The following is a 24,295-nucleotide window of genomic DNA, read 5'->3' as shown; positions in this document are numbered from 1 at the left end:
TCCCCAGTGCGCCCGCAAATCTCCATGACCCCGGCTGCCCCCTCTCCCTCCCTGCGCCAGCGCCTCGCGCGCTGGGTTCCCTGCCTCGCATGGCCGCGCCCTTCCGCCGCGCTGCTGCGCAACGAGGCAATGGCCGGCATCACCGTGGCGCTGATGGTCATTCCGCAAGGCGTGGCGTATGCGGCGCTGGCGGGCATGCCGCTGGTCACGGGCGTGTACGCGGCGCTGTTCCCGGCGCTGATCGCGGTGATGTTCAGCTCGTCGCAGCGGCTGTCGGTCGGGCCCACGGCGCTCACCAGCCTGCTGGTCGGCGCCTCGCTTGCGCCGCTGGCGGTGGCGGGCAGCGCCGAGTGGGTGGCAATGGCGGTGTGGCTCACGCTGATGTCGGGCACCATCCAGATCGTGCTGGGCGCGGGGCGCTTCGGCTGGTTGCTGCGGCTGGTCAATTCGCCGGTGCTCATCGGCTTCACGCAGGGCGCAGCGGTGCTGATCGCCATCTCGCAATTGCCCGCGCTGCTGGGCTTCACGGGGCGCACCATTCCGCAAGTGCTGCAGGGCGGGCCGCTGCCCGATCTCGTGGCCATTGCCTTCGGGCTCGGCAGCATCGCGGTGCTGTGGCTGGGCAAGCGCATGCTGCCGCGCTTTCCGACCACGATGGCGCTGGTGGCCGGCGCGGCCGCCATCAGCTGGGTCATCGACTACGCGCTGCGCGGCGGCGCGGTGGTGGGCAGCCTGCCTTCGGGCCTGCCCTCGTTCTACTGGCCCGGCCTGCTGCCTGTGAGCACCTTCAGCGCGCTGGTGCTGCCGGCGCTGATGATCACGCTGGTGAGCTTTCTTGAAACCGCGTCGAGCGCCAAGGTCGACAACGCGCGTGCCGGCACGCTGTGGAACGAAAACCAGGACCTGATCGGCCAGGGCCTGGCCAAGCTGGCCTCGGGCTTCACGGGTGCGTTTCCTACCAGCTCGTCGTTCTCGCGCTCGGCGATCACGCTCTATGCAGGCGCGCAGACCGGCTGGGCCACGCTGTTCAGCGTGGTCGTGGTGGCCGGCGCGCTGCTGTGGCTGATGCCGCTGCTGTACCACGTGCCGCAGGCGGTGCTGGCGGCGGTGGTGGTCACGGCCATCCTCGGGCTGGTGAAGCCGGCGAGCTTCGCGGCGCTGTGGCGCATCTCGCGCATCGAGGCGGGCATTGCCTTCGGCACCTTCGTGCTGACCATCGCGACCGCGCCGAGCATCTACTGGGGCGTGCTCGGCGGACTGCTGGCCGCCCTGGCGCACTACATGTATCGGCACCTGCACCCGCGCATCATCGAAGTGGGCCTGCACCCCGACGGCAGCCTACGCGATCGCAACCTCTGGAAGCTGCCGCCGCTGGCGCCGCAGCTCTACGCGCTGCGCATGGACGCGGAACTCGACTTCGCCTCGGCCTCCACGCTGGAACGCGCGCTCACCGTGGCGCTGGCCGAGCGGCCGGAGCTCACCGACGTGTGCCTGTTCGCGCAGCCCATCAATCGCATCGACATCACCGGAGCCGAGGTGTTCGGCTCGATCCGCCGGATGATGGAATCCAAGGGCATCCGCCTGCACCTGAGCGGCCTGAAGCTGCCCGCGATGCAGGTGCTGGAGCGCGCCGGCCTGCTGGCCCCGGGGCCGATGCTGTTCAGCTACCGCACCGACGGCGAAGCGCTTGCCGCGCTGATGCCGCGCATCGGCGACATACCCGTGGCGCAGGAAGCCGAAGCCTGACCCGCCAGTGCCCATGAAGACCACCATCGAAGAACTGGTCGCGTTCCGTACGGTGGTGGACACGGGCTCGATCACGGCTGCGTCCGAGCAACTGGCGCAAACGGTCTCGGGCATCAGCCGCGCCCTGAGCCGGCTCGAACAGAAGCTCGACACCACGCTGCTTCGACGCACCACGCGGCGGCTCGAGCTCACGGAAGAAGGCGCGGCCTTTCTGCAACGCACGCGCGCCATCCTCGATGCCATCGACGACGCCGAAGAGCAGATGGCCGCGCGCCGCCAGCAGCCCGCCGGGCGCCTGCGCGTGAACGCGGCCTCGCCCTTCATGCTGCATGCCATCGTGCCGCTGGTGCCGGAGTTTCGAAGGCTCTATCCGCAGATCAGCCTCGAACTCGACACCGACGACCTGCCCATCGACCTGCTGGAGCGCCGCACCGACATCGCGATCCGCATCGGGCCGCTGCGCGATTCCACGCTGCATGCGCGGCCACTGGGTACGCACCGGCTGCGCGTGCTCGCGAGCCCGGCTTACCTCGAAGCGCACGGCAAGCCGCGCAAGGTGGCCGACCTGGCCGAGCACGCGCTGCTGGGCTTCACCCAGCCCGAGTCGCTGAACCGCTGGCCCCTGCGCGGCGTGCATGGCGACGAATGGAACATCGCGCCAACGCTGATGGCGTCGAGCGGCGAAACGCTGCGCCAGTTGGCGCTGGCCGGCGTAGGCATCGTCTGCCTGTCTGATTTCATGACGGGTGCCGACCGCGCGAGCGGCGCGCTGGTGCAGGTGCTGGCGAAAGAAACGGCGGACGTGCGCCAGCCGGTCAACGCGGTGTACTACCGCAACACGCAGCTGACGGCGCGCATCACGTCGTTCCTGGACTTCCTGTCGCAGCGCATGGCTTGAGCTGCGCGGCCGGCGATTACCGCGGCTTACTGCGGCTGCTTGGCCACGAAGCGCTCGACCGCGGCCGACTTGATCTCGTAGCCGCTCACGCCCATGTCCACCGACGAATAGCGCGCCGCTTTCAACGTGCCGCTGACGTACACCGTGTCCATCGCGTGCAGGCCCTTCACGGTGGTAGCCGCGATCACGTGCACGATCTGGTTGGCGGGCGGCGGCGGGGTGTGGATGCAGGCGCCGAAATACGGCACCAGCAGGAATTCGCGGATGCCGTCCTGCGTGCTGTCGAGTGGCACGACGAAGCCCGCCAGCTTGGCCGGCTTGTCGTCCAGCGCCACGTTGACCGGCGCGTTATCCCAGACGGCGCGCATCTCGTCGAGCATCTGGATCGCGCGCGGGTCGTTGTCGCGCAGCGCCTCGAGGCTGATGTTGCGGTAGCGCTTGGTCGGGTCCCAGCTCTTGGGAACAAGCTCTTCCCACTTGAGCTCGGGGGCCGGGGCGGCGCTCGCGGTCTGCTGCGCCGCCACTCCCGGACCGCAGCCGGTCAGGAGCGCCGCGGCCGGCACCAGCAGGAGCGCGGCCAGCACGGCGCGCGAAAAGAGCCTTCTCATGACCACGATTGTGCTTGGGAGATGTTTCAGGCCCGTAAAGCAGGGCCTTTTGCACTCATTTCATCCCAGATTCCACAAATTTGATGTAACGCGCCAGAATGCCGCACCACGATAACGAGGGGATCCGCATGGCACCGACAGGATGGCTGGGACTCACGTCCCTGGGCACAGTTCATACCGCGATCAGCCTGATCGCCGTCGCCGCGGGCCTGCTGGCCCTGTTCCGCTACAAAGAGATCACGATGCGCACCGGGCTCGGCCAAGTCTTCGTGTGGACCACGGTGCTCACTTGCCTCACGGGCTTCGGCATCTTCCAGCACGGCGGCTTCGGCAAGCCGCATGTGCTGGGCATCATCACGCTGCTGGCGCTGGCCGTGGGCACGCTCGCGGGCCGAGGCATGCTCTTCGGCAAGTCGGCACGCTATGTCGAGGCCATCGCGTTTTCGGCCAGCTTCCTGTTCCACTGGATTCCGGCCTTCACCGAAACGCTCACGCGCCTGCCGCTCGGCGCCCCGCTGCTGCCGAACGCCGACGCGCCGGAGCTCAAGGCGATCACCGGCGTGCTGTTCGTGCTGTACCTGATCGGCGTCGGCCTGCAGATCCGCCGGCTGCGCGGCGGCGTTGGCGCGCTCAGTCCCGCACCGGCCCGCGCAGGTTCTTGATCTGCGCGCGCTGGCTCTTGCCTTCGAGCCGGCGCTGCTTCGAGCCGTAGGTCGGCTTGGTGGCGCGCCGCACGCGCGGCGGCGTGGCCACGCTGTCGATCACCGCCTGCAGGCGCGCGAGCGCGTCGGCACGGTTCATCTCCTGCGTGCGGTGCTGCTGCGCCTTGAGCACGAACACGCCTTCCTGCGTGATGCGGCTGTCGCGCAGCGCGAGCAGCCGCTCCTTCACGTCGGCCGGCAGCGAGCTGGCGTGGATGTCGTAGCGCAGGTGCACCGCGCTCGACACCTTGTTGACGTTCTGCCCGCCCGCACCCTGCGCCCGGATGGCGCTGAAGTCGACCTCGTCGGGATCGATCAGGATGGGTGGGCGGAGCATGTGCTCAGACTCTTTCGAAGACGGCGGCAATGCCCTGCCCGCCGCCGATGCACATCGTGACCAATGCGTAGCGGCCACCCGTGCGGTGCAATTCGGCGATCGCCTTCGTCGTGATGATCGCGCCGGTCGCGCCCACCGGATGGCCCAGCGAAATGCCAGAGCCGTTCGGGTTCACCTTGGCCGGGTCGAAGCCCAGCTCCTTGATGACCGCACAGGCCTGCGCCGCGAAGGCTTCGTTCGACTCGATCACGTCGAAGTCGCTCACCTTCACGCCGGTGCGCTCCAGCACCTTGCGCGTGGCTGGCACGGGGCCGATGCCCATGTATGCGGGCTCGACACCGGCGTGCGCGTAGCCGACAAGGCGCGCCAGCGGCTTCAGGCCCCGCGCCTTGACGCTTTCGCCGCTTGCCAGCACCACGGCGGCAGCGCCGTCGTTGATGCCCGAGGCGTTGCCGGCAGTGACGAGGCCGTCCTTCTTGAACGCAGGCTTCATCTTCGAGAGCGCGTCGACGGTGGTGTCGGCGCGCACGTGCTCATCGGTGTCGAACAGCACGACGCCCTTGCGCGTCTTCACTTCGACCGGAACGATCTGCTCCTTGAAGCGGCCCGCCTCGATGGCGGCTGCCGCGCGCTGCTGACTGCTCACGGCCAGTTCGTCCATCTGCTCGCGCGTGATGCCATAGCGCGCAGCCACGTTCTCCGCGGTGATGCCCATGTGGATCTTCTCCCACGGGTCGTGCAGGATGCCCAGCATGTAGTCGACGAGCACCGCGTCTCCCATGCGCGCGCCGTAGCGCGCCGAGGTGTCGAAATACGGGCCGCGGCTCATCGACTCCGATCCGCCGCCGATGGCGATGTCGCAGTCGCCCAGCGCAATGGCCTGCGCTGCCGACACGATGGCCTGCAGGCCTGAGCCGCAGAGGCGATTGACGTTGAAGGCCGGCGTCTCGATGGGGCAGCCCGCGTCGATGGCCGCCACGCGACTGAGATACGCGTCCTTCACGTCGGTGGGAATCACGTTGCCCATCACCACGTGGCCGATGGCATCGGCCGCGACGCCGCTGCGCTCGATGGCGGCCTTGACGGCGGTGGTGGCAAGTTGGGTGTTGGGCACGTCCTTCAGCGCGCCGCCGAAGGTGCCGATGGCGGTGCGGGCGGCGCCGACCACGAAGATGTCTCGCGAGGTCATTGAATGTCTCTCCTGAATGAAAGCGAAGGCCGCATTCAGCGGCGGCTGCGGGAGGACGATTCTGACGGCGAACGGCGCGACGGGTTGTCGCGCCTGAAATAGCGGCGGCTTAGCCGCGCGAGACCGACTTCGGCGACACGTCGGTCACGTCGCTGGCGCTGCCGCGAATGCGCACCGGGCGCTCCACCGATTCGCCGCGTGCCCGCGCATTGGCCACGTCGGCGGCGGTCGGCTCGGCCGGCTGTGCCGCATTACGAAATTTATCGAAGCCCGAGCGCGGATTGAAGCGCATGACCCAAGGCGTCACGGGCTTGCCCGTGAGACGCCCCCAGGCGTAGCGCACACCCCACACAGCCGCCAGCAGCATGACCGCCACAGCCAGGCTGGCCGCGAAAACCAGCCCCAGGAGCAGAAGAATGACGCGAAAAATGAAGTTCATCATCCAACTTTAGGCCGAAGCCGCCGCCGTTGGTTCCCCGGCCTTGGCGAACGAGAACTTGCCCGGCGACTGGATCGGGTCGGTCGTGACCTCGATGGTGTCCTTCGGCCCGAAGCTGCCGTCAAGCAACAGCTTCGAGAGCGGGTTCTCGATGCGCTGCTGGATGGCACGCTTCAGCGGTCGCGCGCCGAACACCGGGTCGAAGCCGACCTTGGCAATTTCTGCCAACGCCGCCGGCGACACCTCCAGGCCCAGATCCATCTTCGCGAGCCGCGCCTTCAGCACCTTGAGCTGGATCGCGGCGATCGATTCGATGTTCTTCGCGTCGAGCGCGTGGAACACGACCGTCTCGTCGATGCGGTTCAGGAACTCGGGGCGGAAGTAGTTCTTCAGCTCGTCCCACACCGCTTCCTTGATCTCTTCGGAAGGCTTGCCCACCATGGCCTGGATGATGGGCGAGCCGATGTTGCTCGTCATCACGATCACGGTGTTCTTGAAGTCCACGGTGCGGCCCTGGCCGTCGGTAAGGCGGCCATCGTCGAGCACCTGCAGCAGCACGTTGAACACGTCGGGGTGGGCCTTCTCGACCTCGTCGAGCAGCACCACGCTGTAGGGCTTGCGGCGCACGGCTTCCGTGAGGTAGCCGCCCTCCTCGTAGCCCACGTAGCCCGGCGGCGCGCCGATCAGGCGGGCGACCGAATGCTTCTCCATGAACTCGCTCATGTCGATGCGGATCAGGTGGTCTTCGCTGTCGAACAGGAAGCCCGCGAGCGCCTTGCACAGCTCGGTCTTGCCCACGCCCGTGGGGCCGAGGAACAGGAACGAGCCGGTCGGGCGGTTCGGATCTGAAAGACCCGAGCGCGAGCGGCGGATCGCGTTGGCGACCGCACCGATGGCCTCGTCCTGGCCGACCACGCGCTCGTGCAGCTTGTCTTCCATCACGAGCAGCTTGTCGCGCTCGCCCTGCATCAGCTTGGCAACCGGAATGCCGGTGGCGCGCGCCACGACCTCGGCGATTTCTTCCGCGCCGACCTGCGTGCGCAGCAGCGTGGGCGCGCTGGACTTGCCCTTGTTCGCCTCGTTGGCCTCGGCTTCCTTCAAGCGCTTTTCGAGCGCGGGCAACTGGCCGTACTGGAGCTCGGCGACCTTGTTGAAGTCGCCCTTGCGCTTCCACTCTTCGATCTGGAACTTGATCTTGTCGACGTCTTCGCGCACCTGCGCGCTGCCCTGGGCCTGGGCCTTCTCGGCCTGCCAGATCTCGTCGTAGTCGGCGATTTCCTTCTGCAGCTTCTCGATCTCGTCCTCGATCAGGCCGAAGCGCTTCTGCGAGGCCTCGTCCTTTTCGCGGCGCACGGCTTCGCGCTCGATCTGCAGCTGGATCAGCCGGCGGTCGAGGCGGTCCATGACCTCGGGCTTGGAGTCCATCTCGATCTTGATCTTGGCCGCGGCCTCGTCGATCAGGTCGATGGCCTTGTCGGGCAGGAAGCGGTCGGTGATGTAGCGGTCGCTCAGTTCGGCCGCAGCCACGATGGCCGGGTCGGTGATCTGCACGCCATGGTGCACTTCGTATTTTTCCTGCAGGCCGCGCAGGATGGCGATGGTGGCTTCGACGCTGGGCTCGCCCACGATGATCTTCTGGAAGCGGCGCTCCAGCGCGGCGTCCTTCTCGATGTACTTGCGGTATTCGTCGAGCGTGGTGGCGCCCACGCAGTGCAGCTCGCCGCGCGCAAGCGCGGGCTTGAGCATGTTGCCCGCGTCCATCGCACCTTCGGCCTTGCCGGCACCGACCATGGTGTGCAGTTCGTCGATGAAGACGATGGTCTGGCCTTCGTCCTTCGCGAGTTCGTTCAGCACGGTCTTCAGGCGCTCTTCGAATTCGCCGCGGAACTTGGCGCCCGCCAGCAGCGCTGCCATGTCGAGCGACAGCACGCGCTTGCCCTTGAGCGAATCGGGCACTTCACCCGCAACGATGCGCTGTGCGAGGCCTTCGACGATGGCGGTCTTGCCCACGCCGGGTTCGCCGATGAGCACGGGGTTGTTCTTGGTGCGGCGTTGCAGCACCTGGATGGCGCGGCGGATTTCCTCGTCGCGGCCGATGACCGGGTCGAGCTTGCCCAGGCGGGCGCGCTCGGTCAGGTCCATGGTGTATTTCTTGAGCGCTTCGCGCTGGCCTTCGGCATCGGCGCTGTTCACGCCCTGCCCGCCGCGCACGGCGTCGATGGCGGCTTCGAGCGACTTGCGGCTCAGGCCGTTTTCGCGGGCGGTCTTGCCGATGTCAGCCTTGCTGTCGGCCAGCGCGAGCAGGAAGAGTTCGCCGGCAATGAACTGGTCATTGCGCTTGAGGGCTTCCTTTTCGGTGGCCTGCAGCAGCTTGCCCAGTTCGGGGCCGACCTGGACGATGTCGTGGCCCTGCACCTGCGGCAGTTTCTTGATGGCGGCCTCGGCCGCTTGCGTCAGGCCGGGCACGTTGACGCCGGCACGCTCCAGCAGGGCGCGCGGGCCGTCGTCCTGGCGCAGCATCGCGACCAGCAGGTGGGCCGGTTCGATGTAGGCGTTGTCGCTGCCCAGCGCGAGCGTCTGGGCGTCGCCCAGCGCTTCCTGAAATTTGGTGGTGAGTTTGTCTTGTCGCATGGTGGTATTCCTGCATCCAAAATAGGGCTGTTCGGGCACGATTCAAGGCTGCCGGCCACGCCGGTGCCGTGGGCACGGCTATTGCACAAGATCCGTTTCCCCTGCCCGTAGGCATTTCTCTCTCTCGAATGGAGTCGATCATGGTTTTTTCAATGCAGCGCGTTCAACCGGTGCGCCGGGCGATCAGCGTGGGCCTCTTTCTAGCCGCCATGGGCCTGTCCGGCCTTGCGCAAGCGCAAAGCGGCACCCCCATCCGCCTGCTCGTGGGCTTCCCCGCCGGCGCCGGCACCGACGCCATTGCACGCACGCTGGGCGAAAAACTCAAGGACGTGCTGGGCGTGCCCGTGGTGGTCGAGAACCGCGCCGGTGCGGGCGGGCAGATTGCTGCAACGGTGCTGAAGTCTTCGCCGGCCGACGGCCACACGCTGTTCCTGTCGCACGACCACACCATCTCGATCCTGCCGCAGGTGGTGAAGAACCCGGGCTTCAACCCCGCCACCGACTTCGTCCCCGTGGCCGGCTTCGCCACCTTCGCCAACGTGCTGGCGGTGTCGGGCGGCACGCCGGCCAAGAGCATTGACGAGTACGTGAAGTGGGTCCGCACGCAGAAAGGCGGCAAGGAAACCATCGGCATCCCGGCGCCGGCGTCGATCCCCGAGTTCCTGGTGAAGATGATCTCGGACAAGTACAAGATCGACGTGCAACCCGCGCCCTACCGCGGCAGCGCGCCGATGACGGCCGACATGCTGGGCAACCAGATCACCGCAGGCATCGCCTCGGTGCCTGACTTCATCGAAAACCACAAGGCGGGCAAGGTGCGCATCGTGGCCTCCATCGGCGCCAAGCGCCAGGCCGTGATTCCGAACGTGCCGACCTTCACCGAGCTGGGCTTCTCGAACCTGGAAGACCTGCCCTACTACGGCATCTTCGCGCCGGTGGGCACGCCGCAGCCGATCATCGACAAGTACGGCGATGCGCTGCAGAAGGTGCTGGCAATGCCTGACGTGAAGCAGAAGCTCACGACGATGGGGCTGACGGTGGGCTACGAGCCGCAAGGCCAGTTCGCGGGCCGCGTGCGCACGTATACGCAGACCTGGGAGCGGATCATCCAGGCGAGCGGCTTCAAGCCCCTCTGAGCGTCTTCAGGCGTTCGGGGCGCTGATGCCCCAGCGCGCCAGCGCCGCGTCGTCGGCCACGCGTGCATCGACCCAGCGGGCGCCTTCGGGCGTCTGCTCTTTCTTCCAGAACGGCGCCTGGGTCTTGAGGTAGTCCATCAGAAACTCGCAGGCCTCGAAGCTCTGGCCGCGGTGCGCCGACACCACCGCCACCATCATGATCTGGTCCAGCGGCTGCAGCAGCCCCACGCGATGGATCACGCGCGCGCCGAGGATGTCGAAGCGCTTGTGCGCCTCGTCGATCATGGCTTCGATGGCCTTTTCGGTCATGCCGGGGTAGTGCTCCAGCTCCATCGAGGTGATGGTGCCGCCGTCGTCTTTCGCCGCCGGGCCGCCCCAAGGCGAAAGCGCCCCCTCGGGGGGCAGCGAGGACACGCCAGTGCCGAGCGTGGGGGCACTATTTCTGTCGCGCACGGTGCCCACAAAGCTGCAGACGGCGCCCACGCGTTTGTCGCCGTCGCGCAACGCGGCGACCTCCTGCGAAAGGTCGAAATCGGCCGTCTGGATCGAAACACGCGCAACGCTCATGTCCGAATTGTGGCATCGCGATAGACTGTCGCAATGCCTTGTCCCGCCACGCTCTTCCCGGTGCCCTCGCACCCCGAAGGCCGCCGCGCGCGCCAAGGCAGCAACAAAGCCAAAAAACCAAAGCTCGTCTGACCGGAGCCGAGGTTCCGTCGTCGGATGAGCGACGGAACCTGCAAAAGGCTTTGGCCCCTCTTGGGTTGTGCGCGCATCGGACGGTGGTTCTTTCCATCGGTCGATTCCTGAAAGGAAACCCGCGTGCCTCAACAACAACCAAGCTCCACCATCCCTGATTTCTCCGGCTTCTGGGTGGCCCTCGTCACCCCGTTCCGCGACGACACGGTGGACCATGCCGCCCTCGCCACGCTGACCCGGCGGCTCGCCGACGACGGCGTGACGGGCTTCGTGCCCTGCGGCTCCACGGGCGAGGCCGCCGCGCTCGACGAAACCGAGCAACTGGCCGTGCTCGACACCGTGCTGGAAACGGCCTGCGGGCTGCCGGTCGTGATGGGCATTTCCGGCTACCACCTGGGCAAGGCCACGGCCTGGGCGCGCAAGCTCTCGGAACGCCCGCTGGCGGGCCTGCTGGTGTCCGCGCCAAACTACATCCGCCCCTCGCAGGCCGGCCTGCTCGAATGGTTCCGCACGATCGCCGATGCGAGCACGGTGCCGGTGCTGGTCTATGACATCCCCTACCGCACGGGCGTCACCATCGCCCGCGACACGCTGCTGGCGCTGGCCGAGCATCCGCGCATTCGCGGCATCAAGGACTGCGGCGGCGACATGGCCAAGACGCGCGCGGTGATCGCCGACGGCCGGCTGCAGGTGCTGACAGGCGAAGACCACCAGATCTTCGGCACCATGGCCGAAGGCGGCGTGGGCGCCATCGCGGCCAGCGGAAACGTGCAGACGCGCCGCTTCGTGCGGCTGGCGCGGCTGCTGTCGGAGAACCGGCTGGGCGAGGCGCGCGCCGAATGGCAGGCGCTGCAGCCGTTGGTGGAGATGCTGTTCGCCGAACCGAACCCGGGCCCGCTGAAGGCATTACTGGCGCACATGGGCGAAATGCGCGACGAGCTGCGCTCGCCGATGACCCGCGCATCCGACGACCTGCGCGAGCGCCTCGTGGCGCTGGACGCCCGGCTCAACCGCCCGTGACGGGAGGAAAGAAAGCGACTTCGCAGCCTTCGCTCAAGGTGGCGGCCTCGTCGCTCATGGCCTGATCGAGCGCCATGCGCACCGCCTTGCCGCGCGCAAGCGCGGTGGCGTAGGCGCCGCCCCGGGCGATGAGTTCGTCGCGCAGGGCCGACAGCGTTTCGGCTCGCGTGTCGACGGTTTCGCCGCTGCTGGAAAGTGCCTCGCGCACCGAGGCGAAATAACGGACCTGGACCTTCATGCGATTCAGCCCAGCAGCGATGCGAACGGAATGAAGTTGACGGTGTCGCCCGACTTGATCGTCTGGCCCGACGGGTTGTCGACCAAGCCGTCGCCCCAGACCATCGACGTGAGCACGCCCGAACTCTGGTTGCCGAACAGGTCGAGGCCGCCGGCCGCATTGCGCCGCGCGCGCAGGAACTCGCGGCGCTTGTCGGCACGCAGCCAGTCGAAATCGGCGCGCATCTTCACCGCTTCCGGCGCGACGCGCGTGCCGCCCTGCAGCGTCAGCAGGAAGGGCCGCACCAGCATCAGGAAGGTGAGGAAGCTCGACACCGGATTGCCGGGCAGCCCCGTCACATGGCATGCACCCTGCCCGTTGCTGCGCGCAATGGAGCCGTAGGCAAAAGGCTTGCCGGGCTTCATCGACAGCGACCAGAGCTGCAGCTCGCCAAGCGATTGCAGCGCCGCGCGGATGTGGTCTTCCTCGCCGACGGAAACACCGCCGGTCGTGATGATCAGGTCGCTGGCCTCGGCCGCGTTGCGCAACGCGGCGATGGTGGCTTCGCGGTCGTCGGGCACGATGCCCAGGTCGTCCACCTCGCAGCCCAGGCGATGCAGCAAGGCCCGCATGAAGAAGCGGTTCGAGTTGTAGATGGCGCCGGGCTTCATCGCGTCGGGCGCAACCTCGCCGGGCATCACCAGCTCGTCGCCGGTGGAGAGCATGGCCACGCGCGGCTTGCGGGCCACCTGCAGCTTGTGAAAGCCGATGCTGGCCGCGAGGCCGAGCGCGGCGGGCGTGAGGCGCTCGCCCTGCTTCAGCACGACGTCGCCTGCAGCCACGTCTTCGCCCGCGCGCCGAATCCACTGCCCGGCCGCCGGAACGATGGCGATACGCACCGAGCCCAGGCTGCCTTCCTGTGGCGTGGCCGTGGTGTCTTCCTGCATCACGACCGCATCGGCTCCTTCCGGAATCTGCGCGCCCGTGAAGATGCGCGCCGCGGTGCCGGCCGCGAGCGCCGTGCCGACGGTGCCTGCGGGAATGCGCTGCGCCACTGTCAGCTCGGCGCCAGGTGCGGCGCAGTCGGCCACGCGCACGGCATAGCCGTCCATCGCACTGTTGTCGCGCGGTGGCACCGTGAGACCGGAGACGAGGTCTTGCGCCAGCACGCGGCCGTCGGCGTCGAAGGTGCCGACGCTTTCGGTGGGCAGCTTCGGCGTTGCCTTCGCGAGCAGGACCGCAATGGCCTCGTCCAACGGCATCAGTGGCGGACGCGACGAAGAAGCGAAAAAAGGAACGGGTGAATCAGCCATGGTGCTCGGGGTTGTATTCGAAGCGGTCGCCGCTGTCGATCAACCACTTCGCAATGGCCTCGGCGTCGTTGAGGTCGAACAGTGGCCGTTCGGTGGGCGACGGCAGGCTGGCCGGTGCGTCGGTGGCCACGGCGGTGACGAAAGGATCGTTGGTGTACAGCACGGGCCGCGAAGGCTCGCCCGCTTCCGGCTCGCGCCAGACCTCGATCTTGAGCACGTCGCTGTGCCGGAAGCCCTCGACCAGCACCCAGTCGGCGGCCGGGTGCACCTCCACCAGCAACTGGTGCACGCTGAGCTCGACGGGAACTTCGAACTCGCGCATCACGGCGAGCCGCTTGTCGGATGCCACGACCACCTCGAAGGCGCCGGCCTCGCGATGGCGGTAGGTGTCCTTGCCCGGATGGTCGATGTCGAACTTGTGATGCGCATGCTTGACCACCGACACGCGCTGGCCAAGCCGCTTGAGCGCCGGAATCAGGCGCTCGAGCAGCGTGGTCTTGCCCGCGCCCGAATAGCCGGCGAAACCGACGACCTTCATGCGGGAGCCCGGGCGCGATCAGTCACAGTTCTCGGCGATGTAGGCCTTGACGGCTTCCGCGTCGGCCGGCAGCTTGACGACGCGCTTGGGCAGCGCCTCGATGCCTTCGAACTTCTTCGGCCGCGCAGGCTCTTCGCCCAGTGCCTCGACCAGCGTGGCGGCGAACTTGATCGGCAGCGCGGTTTCGAGCACCACCATCGGCACGCCGGGCGTGATCTGCTCGCGCGCGGCCTTGAGGCCGTCGGCCGTATGCGGATCGATCAGCGTGGCAAAGCGCTTCTCGGTGTCGCGGATGGTGGCCAGGCGGTCGGCGTGCGTGCTGCGGCCACTGCGAAAGCCGAAGCGCCCGGCAGCCTGCTTGAACGCCGGGTCGGCGCTCAGGTCGAAGCTGCCCTGCAGGCCCAGGTCGTCCACGAACAGCTGGCGCAGCCTGGCGGAGTCGCGTCCGACCAGGTCGAACACGAAGCGCTCGAAGTTGCTGGCCTTGCTGATGTCCATCGACGGGCTGGAGGTCTCGTGCGTGTCGACGGCCGCGCGCACGCGGTACACGCCGGTGCGGAAGAACTCGTCGAGCACGTCGTTCTCGTTGGTGGCGACCACCAGCGTCTGGATCGGCAGGCCCATCATGCGCGCCACGTGGCCCGCGCAGACGTTGCCGAAGTTGCCCGAGGGCACGGTGAAGCTCACGGGCTTGTCGTTGCTCGCCGTGGCCTGGAAGTAGCCGGCGAAGTAGTAGACGACCTGCGCCAGCAGGCGCGCCCAGTTGATCGAATTGACCGTGCCGATGCGGTACTTGCGCTTGAAACCCAGATCGTTCGACACGGCCTTGACGATGTCCTGGCAGTCGTCGAACACACCGGTGATGGCAATGTTGTGGATGTTGGCGTCCTGCAGGCTGAACATCTGCGCCTGCTGGAACGGGCTCATGCGGCCGTCGGGCGAGGTCATGAAGACGCGCACGCCCTTCTTGCCGCGCATGGCGTATTCGGCCGCGCTGCCCGTGTCGCCGCTGGTGGCGCCGAGGATGTTGAGCTCGGAGCCGCGACGGGCCAGTTCGTACTCGAACAGGTTACCCAGCAGCTGCATCGCCATGTCCTTGAAGGCCAGCGTGGGGCCGTTGGACAGGGCTTCGAGGTACACGCCGTCTTCGAGCTCGCGCAGCGGCACGATTTCGTCGGTGCCGAAAACTTCGGCCGTGTAGGTCTTCGCGCAGATCGCCTTCAGGTCGGCCGGCAGAATGTCGTCGATGTAGAGCGAGAGGATCTCGAAGGCCAGCTCGGCATACGGCAGCGCGCGCCATTTGGCGAGCGTGGCGGTGTCGACCTGCGGGTACGTTTCGGGCAGGTAGAGGCCGCCGTCGGGCGCGAGGCCTTCGAGGAGGATTTCGCAGAAGCGCTTGCGGTCAGGGTGGCCGCGGGTGCTCAGGTAGTTCACTTCAACTCTTCCTTGCGGATGCGCACGATGGGCTCGAGCACGGTCGGCAGCGCCTGCAGCTCGGCAATGACGTCGTTGACGGTACCTTCGCGCGCATCGTGCGTGAGGATGATGAGGTCGGTCTGCGTGGAGCCCTCGCCGCCTACTTCGTCGGCTTCGCGCTGCAACACGGCGTCGATGCTGATGCCGGCGGTGGCCAGCAGACCCGTCACCTTGGCGAGCACGCCGGCCTGGTCGGCCACGCGCAGGCGCAGGTAGTAGCTGGTGACGACTTCCGACATCGGCAGCACCTTCAGGTCGCTCATCGCGTCGGGGTGGAAGGCCAGGTGCGGCACGCGGTGCGCTGCGTCGGCCGTGTGCAGGCGGGTGATGTCGACCAGGTCGGCGATCACGGCGCTGGCCGTGGGCTCGCTGCCGGCGCCCTTGCCGTAGTAGAGCGTGGTGCCGACGGCGTCGCCGTGCACCACCACCGCGTTCATCGCGCCTTCGACGTTGGCCAGCAGGCGCTTCGACGGCACCAGCGACGGGTGCACGCGCAGCTCGATGCCCTTGGCGGTGCGCTTGGTGACGCCCAGCAGCTTGATGCGGTAGCCCAGCTGTTCGGCGTACTTGATGTCCTGCGCGGCGAGCTTGGTGATGCCCTCGATGTGGGCCTTGTCGAACTGCACCGGAATGCCGAAAGCAATGGCGCTCATCAGCGTGACCTTGTGACCGGCGTCGACGCCTTCGATGTCGAAGGTCGGGTCGGCTTCGGCATAGCCCAGGCGTTGCGCTTCCTTGAGCACGGTCGCGAAGTCCAGGCCCTTGTCGCGCATCTCGGACAGGATGAAGTTGGTGGTGCCGTTGATGATGCCGGCCAGCCACTGGATGCTGTTGGCCGTGAGGCCTTCGCGCAGCGCCTTGATGATCGGGATGCCACCGGCCACCGCGGCCTCGAAAGCCACCATCACGCCCTTGGCGTGCGCGGCCGCGAAGATCTCGGTGCCGTGCACCGCAAGCAACGCCTTGTTGGCCGTGACCACGTGCTTGCCGGCCGCGATGGCCTCGAGCACCAGTTGCTTGGCAATGCCATAGCCACCGATGAGCTCGATGACGATGTCGATGTCGGGGTTGGCGATGACTTCGCGCGCGTCGCTGACCACCTTGACGCCTTCGCCGACCACTTCGCGGGCGCGGGCGGTGTCGAGGTCGGCCACCATGGTGATCTCGATGCCGCGGCCGGCGCGGCGCTTGATTTCTTCCTGGTTGCGCTGGAGCACCTTGAAGGTGCCGCTGCCGACCGTGCCTGCGCCGAGCAGGCCTACTTGGATGGGTTTCATTGGGAGAGTCGCGTTCATGGTTTGGATGGGGTGGCTGACGGCGTGGAAGTCACGACGCGGCTGACGTAGCGGGGCAAGGTCCAGGCGCCGCCGGCAAAGCCGCGGCACATGCCGTCGCCTGTGGAGCCGGTGCGCACGAAGTCCTTGCCGTTGAAATGCCAGGTCTCGCTCGACCAGCAGTCGCCGATGCCTCGGCCTTTCATGGCAGAGGTGACGCTGCCTTCCTTCTCGTCGAAGTCGCCATTCGCCTCGATGGACACCGGCGCGAAGGGCGGCTTGTCGTTGGCGATCCAGAGCAGGCTGGAATAGTTGTAGGCGCCCATGCCACAGCCCAGCGACAGCAGCACCTTCCGGTCGGTCAGGCGCGAGACGGTCAGCGACTTGGCGTTGATGTCGTCTCGGTTGTTGCAGTCTTCCTTGGCGCTGTCCAGTTTCAGGGACGGGAAGATGCGCGCGGCCAGCGCGTCGTCGCCGGGGTGCGCCTTCGGCGGCACGACCACGTTCACGACAGGGGCCGGCACCGGCGGCAGCACCGAAGACTCGGGCTTGTTGCCGCGGCGCACCAGCGCGCCCGGCGTGCCGACGCGGCCCTGGGCCTCGTCCATCTTCAGCAGCACGGCGTTGAGGCCGGCGAGCGAAAGGGTCCACTTCTTGCCGCCGTTGGCGGTCACCGTGGCGTCGTCGCCCTTGAGCAGTTCGGGCAGGACGGTGCGGACCTGGCTGTCGTCGAAGCTGGCGGTGCCCGCAGCCAGGCCCGAGACGGTGGCCTTGCCGACCTTGAAGCGCAGCGGGCCCTTGACGCCGTCGTCATCGCCGATCTGCAGCTGGATGTCTATTGCCGTGCCGGGCCCGGCCTTGCGGGTGATGAGCATCGACACCGGCTCGCTCGCCCCGCTTTCCGGCTGGTAACCGGCGGCGCGGCAGGTGCGCGTGTTGTCGCAGGCCAGCTCCCAGTCGTTGTGCGAGAACGAGACGGACTCCTTGTCGGCAGCTCCGGCGGACAACGCGGCGAGCGACAACGCCACAGCAGCGATGCAGGCAGATTTCATGAGCGCGACTTGCGGCGCAAACGGTACTGCTCCAGGAACTTCGCGATGCGGTTGATGGCCTCGCGCAGGTCGTCTTCGTGGGGCAGGAACACGATGCGAAAGTGGTCCGGCGTGGCCCAGTTGAAGCCGGTACCCTGCACCAGCATCACGCGGGTTTCCTTCAGCAGCTCGAGGAAGAACTGGCGGTCGTCCTCGATCGGATAGACCTCCGGGTCGAGCTTGGGGAACATGTAGAGCGCGGCGCTCGGCTTGACGCAGCTCACGCCCGGAATGGCGGTGATGAGCTCGTAGGCCAGGTCGCGCTGGCGGCGCAGGCGGCCGCCCTCGCACACGAGGTCGTTGATGCTCTGGTAGCCGCCGAGCGCCGTCTGGATCGCCCACTGGCCCGGCACGTTGGCGCACAAACGCATGTTCGAGAGCATGTTCAGGCCCTCGATGTAGTCCTGTGCGCTGCGCTTGTCGCCCGACACCACGAGCCAGCCGGCGCGATAGCCGCACGAACGGTAGCTCTTGGACAGCGAATTGAAGGTGAGCGTGAGCACGTCGGTCGACAGGCTGGCAATGGCGGTGTGCTTGACGCCGTCGTACAGCACCTTGTCGTAGACCTCGTCGGCGAAGATCACGAGACCATGCTCGCGCGCGATGGCCACGATGCTCTTGAGCAGGTCGTTCGAGTACAGCGCGCCGGTCGGGTTGTTCGGGTTGATGACCACGATGCCCTTGGTGCGGGGCGTGATCTTGGCGCGGATGTCGTCGAGGTTGGGCATCCAGCCGTTGGCCTCGTCGCACAGGTAGTGCACCGGCGTGCCGCCCGACAGGCTCGTGGAAGCAGTCCACAGCGGGTAATCAGGGGCCGGCAGCAGCAGTTCGTCGCCGTCGTTGAGCAGCGCGTTCGTGGACATGGCAATCAGCTCGCTGGCGCCATTGCCGAGATAGATGTCGTCGAGGGTGACGCCCGCAATGCCCTGCTTCTGCGTCTCGTGCATCACCGCCTTGCGCGCGGCGAAGACGCCCTTGCTGTCAGAGTAACCGGCCGAGGTGGGCAGGTTGCGGATCATGTCCTGCTGGATTTCCTCGGGGGCATCGAAGCCGAACACGGCCAGATTGCCGATGTTGAGCTTGATGATCTTCTGGCCGTCTTCTTCCATCTGCTTGGCGGCGTCCATGATGGGACCGCGGATGTCATAAAGAACGTTGGCCAGCTTGGCCGATTTCTTGAGCTGCTTCAAAAGGCCCTCCCGGGCGCGGGTTGCGGAGTTGCTTAACGAGTAGTCAAAGGCCCTTGCGAGCCCCGTGGCACTAGGGAAAACCTATAATTTGACCACAGTTCCCAGTGCCCAGATGAAGCTCCAGCCCGACAAATCCGACGCTCAGTCCCTCACCGCACACGGCCCCGGCTGGGTGGCAATCAACAACGAAAAAGTCGAAGGCAGCGTAGTGGTTGGCTCGCGCGGCGAGCGCTTCGAATGGAATTGTTCGAGCTTCGACCAGCTCGGCGCCGAACATTTCGCGCAATTGGCGGCCCTGGGTGCGGAATTGATCATTTTCGGCAGCGGAAACCGCATCCGCTTTCCCCAGCCCGCATGGCTGAAGCCCCTGATGGCGCAGCGCACCGGCGTCGAGACCATGGACACCGCGGCAGCCTGCCGAACCTACAACATCCTGGCCGGAGAAGGCCGGCACGTGATTGCCGCCCTGCTGGTCGAGAGCCCGGCGGGTGGCTGAGAGAGGTATTTTCGGGGTAAAATACCGGGTTGCGAACAGGCCCGCTACCCCAAAGTTAGCAACGACCAATCCTCCATTCCTTGAGCAAGTCCCGTCCGAAACGGGACGAGAGGGCTCGGGAACGGAATCTAACGGAGAAAACAAGTTTCATGGCGATCGTTGTCAACAAACCCATTCCTGAATTCGACGCCAACGCCACGGGCGGCCTCAAGGTCTCGAATACCTCGCATCTCGGCCACGTGCTGGTCATGTATTTTTACCCGAAAGATAACACTCCGGGTTGCACCACCGAAGCCATGCAGTTTCGCGACCGCTACAAGGACTTCGAAAAGGCCGGCGCCACGGTGTTCGGCGTGTCCCGCGACAACATGAAGTCGCACGACGAATTCAAGGCCAAGCTCGAACTGCCCTTCGAGCTCATCGCCGACACGGAAGAAAAGATGTGCCACATGTTCGGCGTGGTCAAGAACAAGATCATGTACGGCAAGAAAGTCAAGGGCATCGAGCGCAGCACCTTCCTGATCGGCGCCGACGGCATCCTGAAGGCCGAATGGCGCGGGCTCAAGGTTCCGGGCCATGTCGACGACGTGCTCAAGGCCGTCAAGGCGCTCAAGAAGGCTGCCTGACCGCCGCCCGGCGAGCCGGCCGTGCACTTTTCCGCTCTGGCGTGGGGAATGCCCAACGCAGCGCGTAAAGAGCCTCCGGCGCGTCATCTGCGGTGTGCATAATGGTTTCATGCCGTTGAGCTCCACGACCGCATCCCCCGAACAAAGCCGCCTTGGTCTTCAGGCGGCTTTTTCGTTTTCTGGTTCCCACTTTCTGCGAGCGATCTGACACATGCCACTGCCCCCCGCCCCCACGAAACGCGCTGCATTGCTCTCGCCGGACGCACTCGATGCGCCCGCCCGGTCCTCGCACAGGGGCTCGCGCCGTTCCGGCGATTCGCGCGCTGACGAAGCCACGGTGCACAGCCCGCAGCCGCTGGAATTGTTCGACAGCCTCGGCACTGAAGGCGCCGGCGGCGCCACCGTGCGCCCGACGCGCCGGGGCAGGTCCAAACCAGCGTCGGCCCCCGTGCCCGTGAACGCACCGCAGCCGGAGGCCATGGTGCAGGTCGAGACGAGGAAGGCGCCGGTCGTCGAAGTCACACCAGCTCCCGCTCCAGCGCCGCAAGCGCCGACGCGACCCAAGCGCAACAAGTCCAATGGACCGGCCAAGCTGTTCGTGCTCGACACGAACGTGCTGCTGCACGACCCCATGTGCCTGTTCCGCTTCGAGGAGCACGACATCTTCCTGCCGATGATCGTGCTGGAAGAACTCGACGGCCACAAGAAAGGCACCACCGAAGTCGCGCGCAACGGCCGCCAGACCAGCCGCACGCTCGATGCGCTGGCCGGCGCCCAGGACGCCGACATCGACAAGGGCCTGAAGCTCGACACCACCGGCCACCGCGAAGCCGGCGGCCGGCTGTTCTTCCAGACCGCCCCGCTCGACTACTCACTGCCGATCAGCCTGCCCCAGGGCAAGGCTGACAACCAGATCCTCGGCGTGGTGCACGCGCTGCGCGACGAGTACGCCAAGGACCGGCCGGGCAAACCGAAGCAGGAAGTGGTGCTGGTGTCGAAGGACATCAACATGCGCGTCAAGGCGCGCGCGCTGGGCCTTGCCGCCGACGACTACCAGAACGACAAGACGCTGGAAGACGGCGACCTGCTCTACGCCGGTTCGCTCGCACTGCCGCCCGACTTCTGGACCCGCCAGAGCAAGACGGTCGAAAGCTGGCAGAGCGGCAGCAATACCTTCTACCGAATCAGCGGTCCGCTGGTGCCCAACCTGTACATCAACCAGTTCGTGTACTTCGAGGCGCCCGGCGAGCCGAGCATGTACGCCCGCGTCACCGAAATCCGCGACAAGACCGCGGTGCTCAAGACGCTCAAGGACTACAGCTCGGGCAAGAACGCGGTCTGGGGCGTAAACACGCGCAACCGCGAGCAGAACTTCGCGATGAACCTGCTGATGGACCCCGAGATCGACTTCGTCACGCTGACCGGCACCGCCGGCACCGGCAAGACCCTGATGGCGCTGGCTTCCGGCCTCACGCAGGTGCTCGACGACCGCCGCTACACCGAGATCATCATGACCCGCGCCACCGTGAGCGTCGGCGAAGACATCGGCTTCCTGCCCGGCACGGAAGAGGAAAAGATGGGCCCCTGGATGGGCGCGCTCGATGACAACCTCGAGTTCCTGGCCAAGGGCGACGGCGGCGGTGCCGGCGAGTGGGGCCGCGCGGCCACCAACGAGCTGATCCGCAGCCGCATCAAGGTCAAGAGCATGAACTTCATGCGCGGACGCACCTTCCTCAACAAGTACGTGATCATCGACGAGGCGCAGAACCTGACGCCCAAGCAGATGAAGACGCTGATCACCCGCGCCGGCCCCGGCACGAAGATCATCTGCATGGGCAATCTCGCGCAGATCGACACGCCGTACCTGACGGAAGGCTCCTCGGGCCTGACCTTCGCGGTCGACAAGTTCAAGGGCTGGCCGCACGGCGGGCACATCACGCTGGCGCGCGGCGAACGCTCGCGGCTGGCGGATTTCGCCAGCGACGTGCTCTAAAACCAGCGGCACAGGCCGACACAAGCCCGCGCATGCTCCCCGGAGCATCGCGGGCTTTTTTTCGCCTGCGGTGACAGGCTACTGACAAGACGTTGTCAGTAGGCGGCTCGCACCATCAGGGCTCCTTCAACCGATACGAAAGAGAGCCCCAAAATGCAAAAACAGAACGCCATCAGCTGGTTCGAGATCCCGGTCGCCGACATGGACCGCGCCCAGGCCTTCTATGAGACTGTGCTGGCCCGCAAGCTGCGCCGCGAGAACTTCGGCGGCGAGACGCTGGCCGTGTTCCCCTACGACGATCCCGCCACGGGCGGTGCCCTGCAGGCCGGAGCCAACGCCAGCGCGCGCGCCGGCACGGGCATTCGCATCTACCTCGACTGCAACCCTGGCATCGACGCCGTGCTTGCGCGGGTCGAGGCCGCAGGCGGACAGATCGTGGCGCCCAAGTCCGCGCTGCCTCCCGGCATGGGCTTCATCGCCCACATGCGCGATACCGAAGGCAACGAAGTCGGCCTGCACGCGCTGGATTGATCCCGTCATGACGCAACGCAACTGGATCGCCGTAGCCAGCGCCGAGCACGCACGGCTCGGCCGCGATCATCGGCCGCTCGGCTTCATGCAGGTCGGCCACGGCAAGCATTCGCCGCTCAAGCGGCTCTCGGCGGGCGACCGCGTCGCCTACTATTCGCCGTCCACGGTGTTCGGGGGCACGGACAGGCTGCAGAGCTTCGTGTCGATCGGCGTCGTACAACCCGGCGAGCCGTATGAATTCGACATGGGCAACGGCTTCGTGCCCTGGCGGCGCGACGTGGCCTATGCAGCCGGGCACGAGGCGCCGATCGCACCGTTGATCGAGCGCCTGGCCTTCATCGAGAACCCCAAGCAATGGGGCTACAAGTTTCGCTTTGGCATGTTCGACGTCACCGACGCCGACATGAAGCTGATCGCCCAGGCCATGAAGGCCGATCTGAAAACACTGTCGCTTTGAGGAGAAGCCCCCCCTATGGAACCTACCCGCCAACACCAGGATGCCTTTCACGTCGCGGGCCTCACCATCCGCACCACCAACCACGAAGAGAACGACCCCGCGACCGCCCGCATCGGCAAGCTGTGGGGCCGCTTCTTCGGCGAAGAGACTTACGCATCGACGCCGGACCGCACCGGCGACATCCGCATCTTCAGCGTCTACTCGGCCTACGAGTCCGACGCCCACGGCGCCTTCGACGTGACGGCGGGTGTCGCCGTCTCGGGTGGCCAAGACAGTCTGGCCGTCGAGGCTGGCGACTACCTTGTATTCACCGGCCAGGGAGAGATGCCGCAGATGGTCATCGCCACATGGCAGCGCATCTGGCAGTATTTCGAGGCACACCCGGAAGTCGCGCGCCGCTACCGCAGCGATTTCGAAGCCTACGAAGGGCCGGACAAGGTGGCGATCCACATCGGAGTTTCATGAGCCCCAAGAAGAGCTGGCGCGACAGGTTGGCCAGCTACCCTCACCTGCCGAACGTCAAGGAGATTCCCGCCGCCATGCGCCCTCGGCGCGGCGAAGGGACCATCGCCACGCCGTCGCCGCGGGAGGTGGAAGCCGCGATGCGCAGCATTCCAGAAGGCCGACTCGCAACGGTGATGGGTATCGGCGAAGACATCGCGCTGCGCCACCAGGCGACCATCGGCTGCACAGTGACCACGGCGATCTTCGCGCACATGGTCGCGCATGCGGCCGAGGAGGCAGCAAGGACGGAAGAGCGAACGCCCTACTGGCGCACCCTCAAGGTCGGCGGCGAGCTCAACCCCAAGTACCCCGGTGGCATCGAGGCGCAGATGTCGAAGCTCGAAGGCGAAGGCCACACGGTTGTGCAGCGCGGCAAGCGCTACTTCGTCGAAGACTTCGCGAAGAAGCTCACCGGAACACGCTGATGCGCCGCGCAGACCGCCTGTTCCAACTCGTGCAGCTCATCCGCGGGCGTCGGCTGACCACGGCCGCGTTCCTGGCGCAGCGCCTCGAAGTGTCGGAGCGCACGGTGTACCGCGACGTGGCCGACTTGCAGCATCAAGGCGTGCCCATCGAGGGCGAGGCGGGCGTGGGTTATCGACTGGGCGCCGGCTTCGAGCTGCCACCGCTGATGTTCACGCAGGACGAGGCCTCGGCCCTGGTGGCCGCAGCGCGGCTCGCACAGAGCTGGGTCGATCCAGCGCTGGCACGCGACATCGAGACCGGGCTGGGCAAGATTCTGTCGGTGCTGCCGCCGGCGGCGCGCGTCTCGGCCGAAGCTCTGGCGCTCTACGCCCCCGCGATGGGCCTGGACAAAACCCTGCGCACGCGGCTGCAGACGCTGCGCGAAGCGGTGCAGTCGCACAACAAGCTGCTGCTGCAGTACCACGACGTATCGGGCGACGCCAGCGAACGCACGGTGCGGCCGCTCGGCTGCTTCTATTGGGGCAAGGTCTGGACGCTCTCGACCTGGTGCGAACTGCGCAATGACTTCCGGGGCTTTCGCCTGGATCGCATGGACACGATCGAGGTGCTGCCCGAGCGCTTCCGCGACGAGCCGGGCAAGACGCTGGCAGACATGCTTCGACAGATGAAGGCCGAGACGGCGCAGGGCAAGGTGGTGCCGCAGAAGCCATCGGACTCGCCGCCCTGGTCCGGCAACGGCTCCAGCTGACGACCTTCCGC

Annotated in this window: 26 protein-coding genes; 13 read left to right on the top strand and 13 right to left on the bottom strand. The window is 66.7% G+C overall.

All coding sequences use genetic code 11. The features are described 5' to 3' along the window. The first annotated feature begins 24 nt into the window (after positions 1-24). The gene (locus tag NWF24_RS09650) at positions 25-1,746 is read left to right on the top strand and encodes a SulP family inorganic anion transporter (RefSeq protein WP_258353979.1); all 1,722 of its coding nucleotides are present in this window, start codon (positions 25-27) and stop codon (positions 1,744-1,746) included. Between the two features lie 13 nt (positions 1,747-1,759). Continuing rightward, the gene (locus NWF24_RS09645; RefSeq protein WP_093051019.1) at positions 1,760-2,644 is read left to right on the top strand and encodes a LysR substrate-binding domain-containing protein; all 885 of its coding nucleotides are present in this window, start codon (positions 1,760-1,762) and stop codon (positions 2,642-2,644) included. 26 nt (positions 2,645-2,670) lie between these two features. Here the strand turns inward: NWF24_RS09645 and NWF24_RS09640 are convergent, their stop codons facing one another. After that, complete coding sequence (locus NWF24_RS09640) at positions 2,671-3,252, bottom strand: DUF3299 domain-containing protein (RefSeq protein ID WP_258353978.1); 582 nt, start codon at positions 3,250-3,252, stop codon at positions 2,671-2,673. A 128-nt stretch (positions 3,253-3,380) separates the two neighbouring features. Between NWF24_RS09640 and NWF24_RS09635 the strand changes: the two genes are divergently transcribed. After that, positions 3,381-3,914, top strand: a complete 534-nt coding sequence (locus tag NWF24_RS09635; RefSeq protein WP_258353977.1) for a hypothetical protein — start codon at positions 3,381-3,383, stop codon at positions 3,912-3,914. Here NWF24_RS09635 and arfB read toward each other — a convergent pair. From arfB to clpB, 4 genes are all read right to left on the bottom strand, one after another. Continuing rightward, entirely contained in the window at positions 3,883-4,290 is a 408-nt protein-coding gene (gene arfB, locus NWF24_RS09630; RefSeq protein ID WP_093177098.1) for an alternative ribosome rescue aminoacyl-tRNA hydrolase ArfB, read from the bottom strand. The two genes, NWF24_RS09635 and arfB, sit on opposite strands and share 32 nt — an antisense overlap. A 4-nt stretch (positions 4,291-4,294) precedes the next feature. Next, positions 4,295-5,479 (bottom strand): acetyl-CoA C-acyltransferase family protein, encoded by a 1,185-nt coding sequence (locus tag NWF24_RS09625; protein WP_258353976.1) that lies wholly within the window; start codon positions 5,477-5,479, stop codon positions 4,295-4,297. Between the two features lie 109 nt (positions 5,480-5,588). Beyond that, entirely contained in the window at positions 5,589-5,918 is a 330-nt protein-coding gene (locus NWF24_RS09620) for a hypothetical protein (protein WP_256216808.1), read from the bottom strand. A gap of 9 nt (positions 5,919-5,927) precedes the next feature. After that, positions 5,928-8,549, bottom strand: coding sequence for an ATP-dependent chaperone ClpB (gene clpB, locus NWF24_RS09615; protein WP_093077649.1), 2,622 nt, complete (start codon positions 8,547-8,549; stop codon positions 5,928-5,930). Between the two features lie 140 nt (positions 8,550-8,689). On the opposite strand from clpB, the gene NWF24_RS09610 reads away from it, so the two are divergent. After that, entirely contained in the window at positions 8,690-9,685 is a 996-nt protein-coding gene (locus tag NWF24_RS09610) for a Bug family tripartite tricarboxylate transporter substrate binding protein (protein ID WP_093077650.1), read from the top strand. 6 nt (positions 9,686-9,691) lie between these two features. On the opposite strand, the gene NWF24_RS09605 is transcribed toward NWF24_RS09610, so the two are convergent. Then, on the bottom strand, positions 9,692-10,252 hold the full coding sequence (locus NWF24_RS09605) for a molybdenum cofactor biosynthesis protein MoaE (protein WP_258353975.1): 561 nt from the start codon (positions 10,250-10,252) through the stop codon (positions 9,692-9,694). A gap of 255 nt (positions 10,253-10,507) precedes the next feature. Between NWF24_RS09605 and dapA the strand changes: the two genes are divergently transcribed. After that, the gene (dapA, locus tag NWF24_RS09600) at positions 10,508-11,404 is read left to right on the top strand and encodes a 4-hydroxy-tetrahydrodipicolinate synthase (RefSeq protein WP_258353974.1); all 897 of its coding nucleotides are present in this window, start codon (positions 10,508-10,510) and stop codon (positions 11,402-11,404) included. Here the strand turns inward: dapA and moaD are convergent. From moaD to NWF24_RS09565, 7 genes are read right to left on the bottom strand one after another with little or no spacing between them, the layout of a single operon-like run. Then, complete coding sequence (gene moaD / locus NWF24_RS09595) at positions 11,391-11,642, bottom strand: molybdopterin converting factor subunit 1 (protein WP_258353973.1); 252 nt, start codon at positions 11,640-11,642, stop codon at positions 11,391-11,393. The two genes, dapA and moaD, sit on opposite strands and share 14 nt — an antisense overlap. A 5-nt stretch (positions 11,643-11,647) precedes the next feature. Next, positions 11,648-12,934, bottom strand: coding sequence for a molybdopterin molybdotransferase MoeA (locus NWF24_RS09590; protein WP_258353972.1), 1,287 nt, complete (start codon positions 12,932-12,934; stop codon positions 11,648-11,650). Then, entirely contained in the window at positions 12,927-13,472 is a 546-nt protein-coding gene (gene mobB / locus NWF24_RS09585) for a molybdopterin-guanine dinucleotide biosynthesis protein B (RefSeq protein WP_258353971.1), read from the bottom strand. The genes NWF24_RS09590 and mobB overlap by 8 nt, the downstream gene beginning before the upstream one ends. Positions 13,473-13,490: 18 nt before the next feature. Next, on the bottom strand, positions 13,491-14,906 hold the full coding sequence (thrC, locus tag NWF24_RS09580) for a threonine synthase (protein ID WP_258353970.1): 1,416 nt from the start codon (positions 14,904-14,906) through the stop codon (positions 13,491-13,493). Next, positions 14,903-16,225 (bottom strand): homoserine dehydrogenase, encoded by a 1,323-nt coding sequence (locus tag NWF24_RS09575; protein WP_093077660.1) that lies wholly within the window; start codon positions 16,223-16,225, stop codon positions 14,903-14,905. The genes thrC and NWF24_RS09575 overlap by 4 nt, the downstream gene beginning before the upstream one ends. A gap of 14 nt (positions 16,226-16,239) precedes the next feature. After that, entirely contained in the window at positions 16,240-17,274 is a 1,035-nt protein-coding gene (locus NWF24_RS09570) for a DUF1176 domain-containing protein (RefSeq protein WP_258353969.1), read from the bottom strand. After that, entirely contained in the window at positions 17,271-18,503 is a 1,233-nt protein-coding gene (locus NWF24_RS09565) for a pyridoxal phosphate-dependent aminotransferase (protein WP_093051067.1), read from the bottom strand. Before NWF24_RS09565 ends, NWF24_RS09570 begins: the two co-directional genes overlap by 4 nt. Positions 18,504-18,615: 112 nt before the next feature. Here NWF24_RS09565 and NWF24_RS09560 point away from each other — a divergent pair, with 112 nt between their 5' ends. From NWF24_RS09560 to NWF24_RS09525, 8 genes are all read left to right on the top strand, one after another. Further along, entirely contained in the window at positions 18,616-18,999 is a 384-nt protein-coding gene (locus NWF24_RS09560; protein ID WP_093203314.1) for an Mth938-like domain-containing protein, read from the top strand. A gap of 149 nt (positions 19,000-19,148) precedes the next feature. Next, on the top strand, positions 19,149-19,625 hold the full coding sequence (locus tag NWF24_RS09555; protein ID WP_007830801.1) for a peroxiredoxin: 477 nt from the start codon (positions 19,149-19,151) through the stop codon (positions 19,623-19,625). A 211-nt stretch (positions 19,626-19,836) separates the two neighbouring features. Beyond that, positions 19,837-21,618 (top strand): PhoH family protein, encoded by a 1,782-nt coding sequence (locus tag NWF24_RS09550; protein ID WP_258353968.1) that lies wholly within the window; start codon positions 19,837-19,839, stop codon positions 21,616-21,618. A gap of 153 nt (positions 21,619-21,771) precedes the next feature. After that, positions 21,772-22,149, top strand: a complete 378-nt coding sequence (locus NWF24_RS09545; protein WP_258353967.1) for a VOC family protein — start codon at positions 21,772-21,774, stop codon at positions 22,147-22,149. 7 nt (positions 22,150-22,156) lie between these two features. After that, on the top strand, positions 22,157-22,606 hold the full coding sequence (locus tag NWF24_RS09540) for an EVE domain-containing protein (protein WP_258353966.1): 450 nt from the start codon (positions 22,157-22,159) through the stop codon (positions 22,604-22,606). Between the two features lie 15 nt (positions 22,607-22,621). After that, positions 22,622-23,071 carry a GyrI-like domain-containing protein gene (locus NWF24_RS09535; protein ID WP_258353965.1) on the top strand — a complete coding sequence of 150 codons (450 nt, stop codon included), beginning with the start codon at positions 22,622-22,624 and terminating at the stop codon, positions 23,069-23,071. After that, positions 23,068-23,535 (top strand): MGMT family protein, encoded by a 468-nt coding sequence (locus tag NWF24_RS09530; RefSeq protein ID WP_258353964.1) that lies wholly within the window; start codon positions 23,068-23,070, stop codon positions 23,533-23,535. Before NWF24_RS09535 ends, NWF24_RS09530 begins: the two co-directional genes overlap by 4 nt. Beyond that, a complete protein-coding gene (locus NWF24_RS09525) occupies positions 23,535-24,284 on the top strand; it encodes a helix-turn-helix transcriptional regulator (RefSeq protein WP_258353963.1) in 750 nt (249 codons plus the stop codon). The genes NWF24_RS09530 and NWF24_RS09525 overlap by 1 nt, the downstream gene beginning before the upstream one ends. Positions 24,285-24,295 lie beyond the last annotated feature (11 nt).

The organism is Variovorax paradoxus (genome assembly GCF_024734665.1).
Lineage (GTDB): Bacteria > Pseudomonadota > Gammaproteobacteria > Burkholderiales > Burkholderiaceae_C > Variovorax.
Note: the sequence above shows the minus strand (reverse complement) of the source record. Positions and strands in the feature narration are given on the sequence as shown.

Bases quoted from the DNA above. Each gene is read 5' to 3' on its own strand.
- NWF24_RS09650 (WP_258353979.1), top strand. From the start codon at position 25: ATGACCCCGGCTGCCCCCTCTCCCTCCCTGCGCCAGCGCCTCGCGCGC.
- NWF24_RS09645 (WP_093051019.1), top strand. From the start codon at position 1,760: ATGAAGACCACCATCGAAGAACTGGTCGCGTTCCGTACGGTGGTGGAC.
- NWF24_RS09640 (WP_258353978.1), bottom strand. From the start codon at position 3,252: ATGAGAAGGCTCTTTTCGCGCGCCGTGCTGGCCGCGCTCCTGCTGGTG.
- NWF24_RS09635 (WP_258353977.1), top strand. From the start codon at position 3,381: ATGGCACCGACAGGATGGCTGGGACTCACGTCCCTGGGCACAGTTCAT.
- arfB (WP_093177098.1), bottom strand. From the start codon at position 4,290: ATGCTCCGCCCACCCATCCTGATCGATCCCGACGAGGTCGACTTCAGC.
- NWF24_RS09625 (WP_258353976.1), bottom strand. From the start codon at position 5,479: ATGACCTCGCGAGACATCTTCGTGGTCGGCGCCGCCCGCACCGCCATC.
- NWF24_RS09620 (WP_256216808.1), bottom strand. From the start codon at position 5,918: ATGAACTTCATTTTTCGCGTCATTCTTCTGCTCCTGGGGCTGGTTTTC.
- clpB (WP_093077649.1), bottom strand. From the start codon at position 8,549: ATGCGACAAGACAAACTCACCACCAAATTTCAGGAAGCGCTGGGCGAC.
- NWF24_RS09610 (WP_093077650.1), top strand. From the start codon at position 8,690: ATGGTTTTTTCAATGCAGCGCGTTCAACCGGTGCGCCGGGCGATCAGC.
- NWF24_RS09605 (WP_258353975.1), bottom strand. From the start codon at position 10,252: ATGAGCGTTGCGCGTGTTTCGATCCAGACGGCCGATTTCGACCTTTCG.
- moaD (WP_258353973.1), bottom strand. From the start codon at position 11,642: ATGAAGGTCCAGGTCCGTTATTTCGCCTCGGTGCGCGAGGCACTTTCC.
- NWF24_RS09590 (WP_258353972.1), bottom strand. From the start codon at position 12,934: ATGGCTGATTCACCCGTTCCTTTTTTCGCTTCTTCGTCGCGTCCGCCA.
- mobB (WP_258353971.1), bottom strand. From the start codon at position 13,472: ATGAAGGTCGTCGGTTTCGCCGGCTATTCGGGCGCGGGCAAGACCACG.
- NWF24_RS09575 (WP_093077660.1), bottom strand. From the start codon at position 16,225: ATGAAACCCATCCAAGTAGGCCTGCTCGGCGCAGGCACGGTCGGCAGC.
- NWF24_RS09570 (WP_258353969.1), bottom strand. From the start codon at position 17,274: ATGAAATCTGCCTGCATCGCTGCTGTGGCGTTGTCGCTCGCCGCGTTG.
- NWF24_RS09560 (WP_093203314.1), top strand. From the start codon at position 18,616: ATGAAGCTCCAGCCCGACAAATCCGACGCTCAGTCCCTCACCGCACAC.
- NWF24_RS09555 (WP_007830801.1), top strand. From the start codon at position 19,149: ATGGCGATCGTTGTCAACAAACCCATTCCTGAATTCGACGCCAACGCC.
- NWF24_RS09550 (WP_258353968.1), top strand. From the start codon at position 19,837: ATGCCACTGCCCCCCGCCCCCACGAAACGCGCTGCATTGCTCTCGCCG.
- NWF24_RS09545 (WP_258353967.1), top strand. From the start codon at position 21,772: ATGCAAAAACAGAACGCCATCAGCTGGTTCGAGATCCCGGTCGCCGAC.
- NWF24_RS09540 (WP_258353966.1), top strand. From the start codon at position 22,157: ATGACGCAACGCAACTGGATCGCCGTAGCCAGCGCCGAGCACGCACGG.
- NWF24_RS09535 (WP_258353965.1), top strand. From the start codon at position 22,622: ATGGAACCTACCCGCCAACACCAGGATGCCTTTCACGTCGCGGGCCTC.
- NWF24_RS09530 (WP_258353964.1), top strand. From the start codon at position 23,068: ATGAGCCCCAAGAAGAGCTGGCGCGACAGGTTGGCCAGCTACCCTCAC.
- NWF24_RS09525 (WP_258353963.1), top strand. From the start codon at position 23,535: ATGCGCCGCGCAGACCGCCTGTTCCAACTCGTGCAGCTCATCCGCGGG.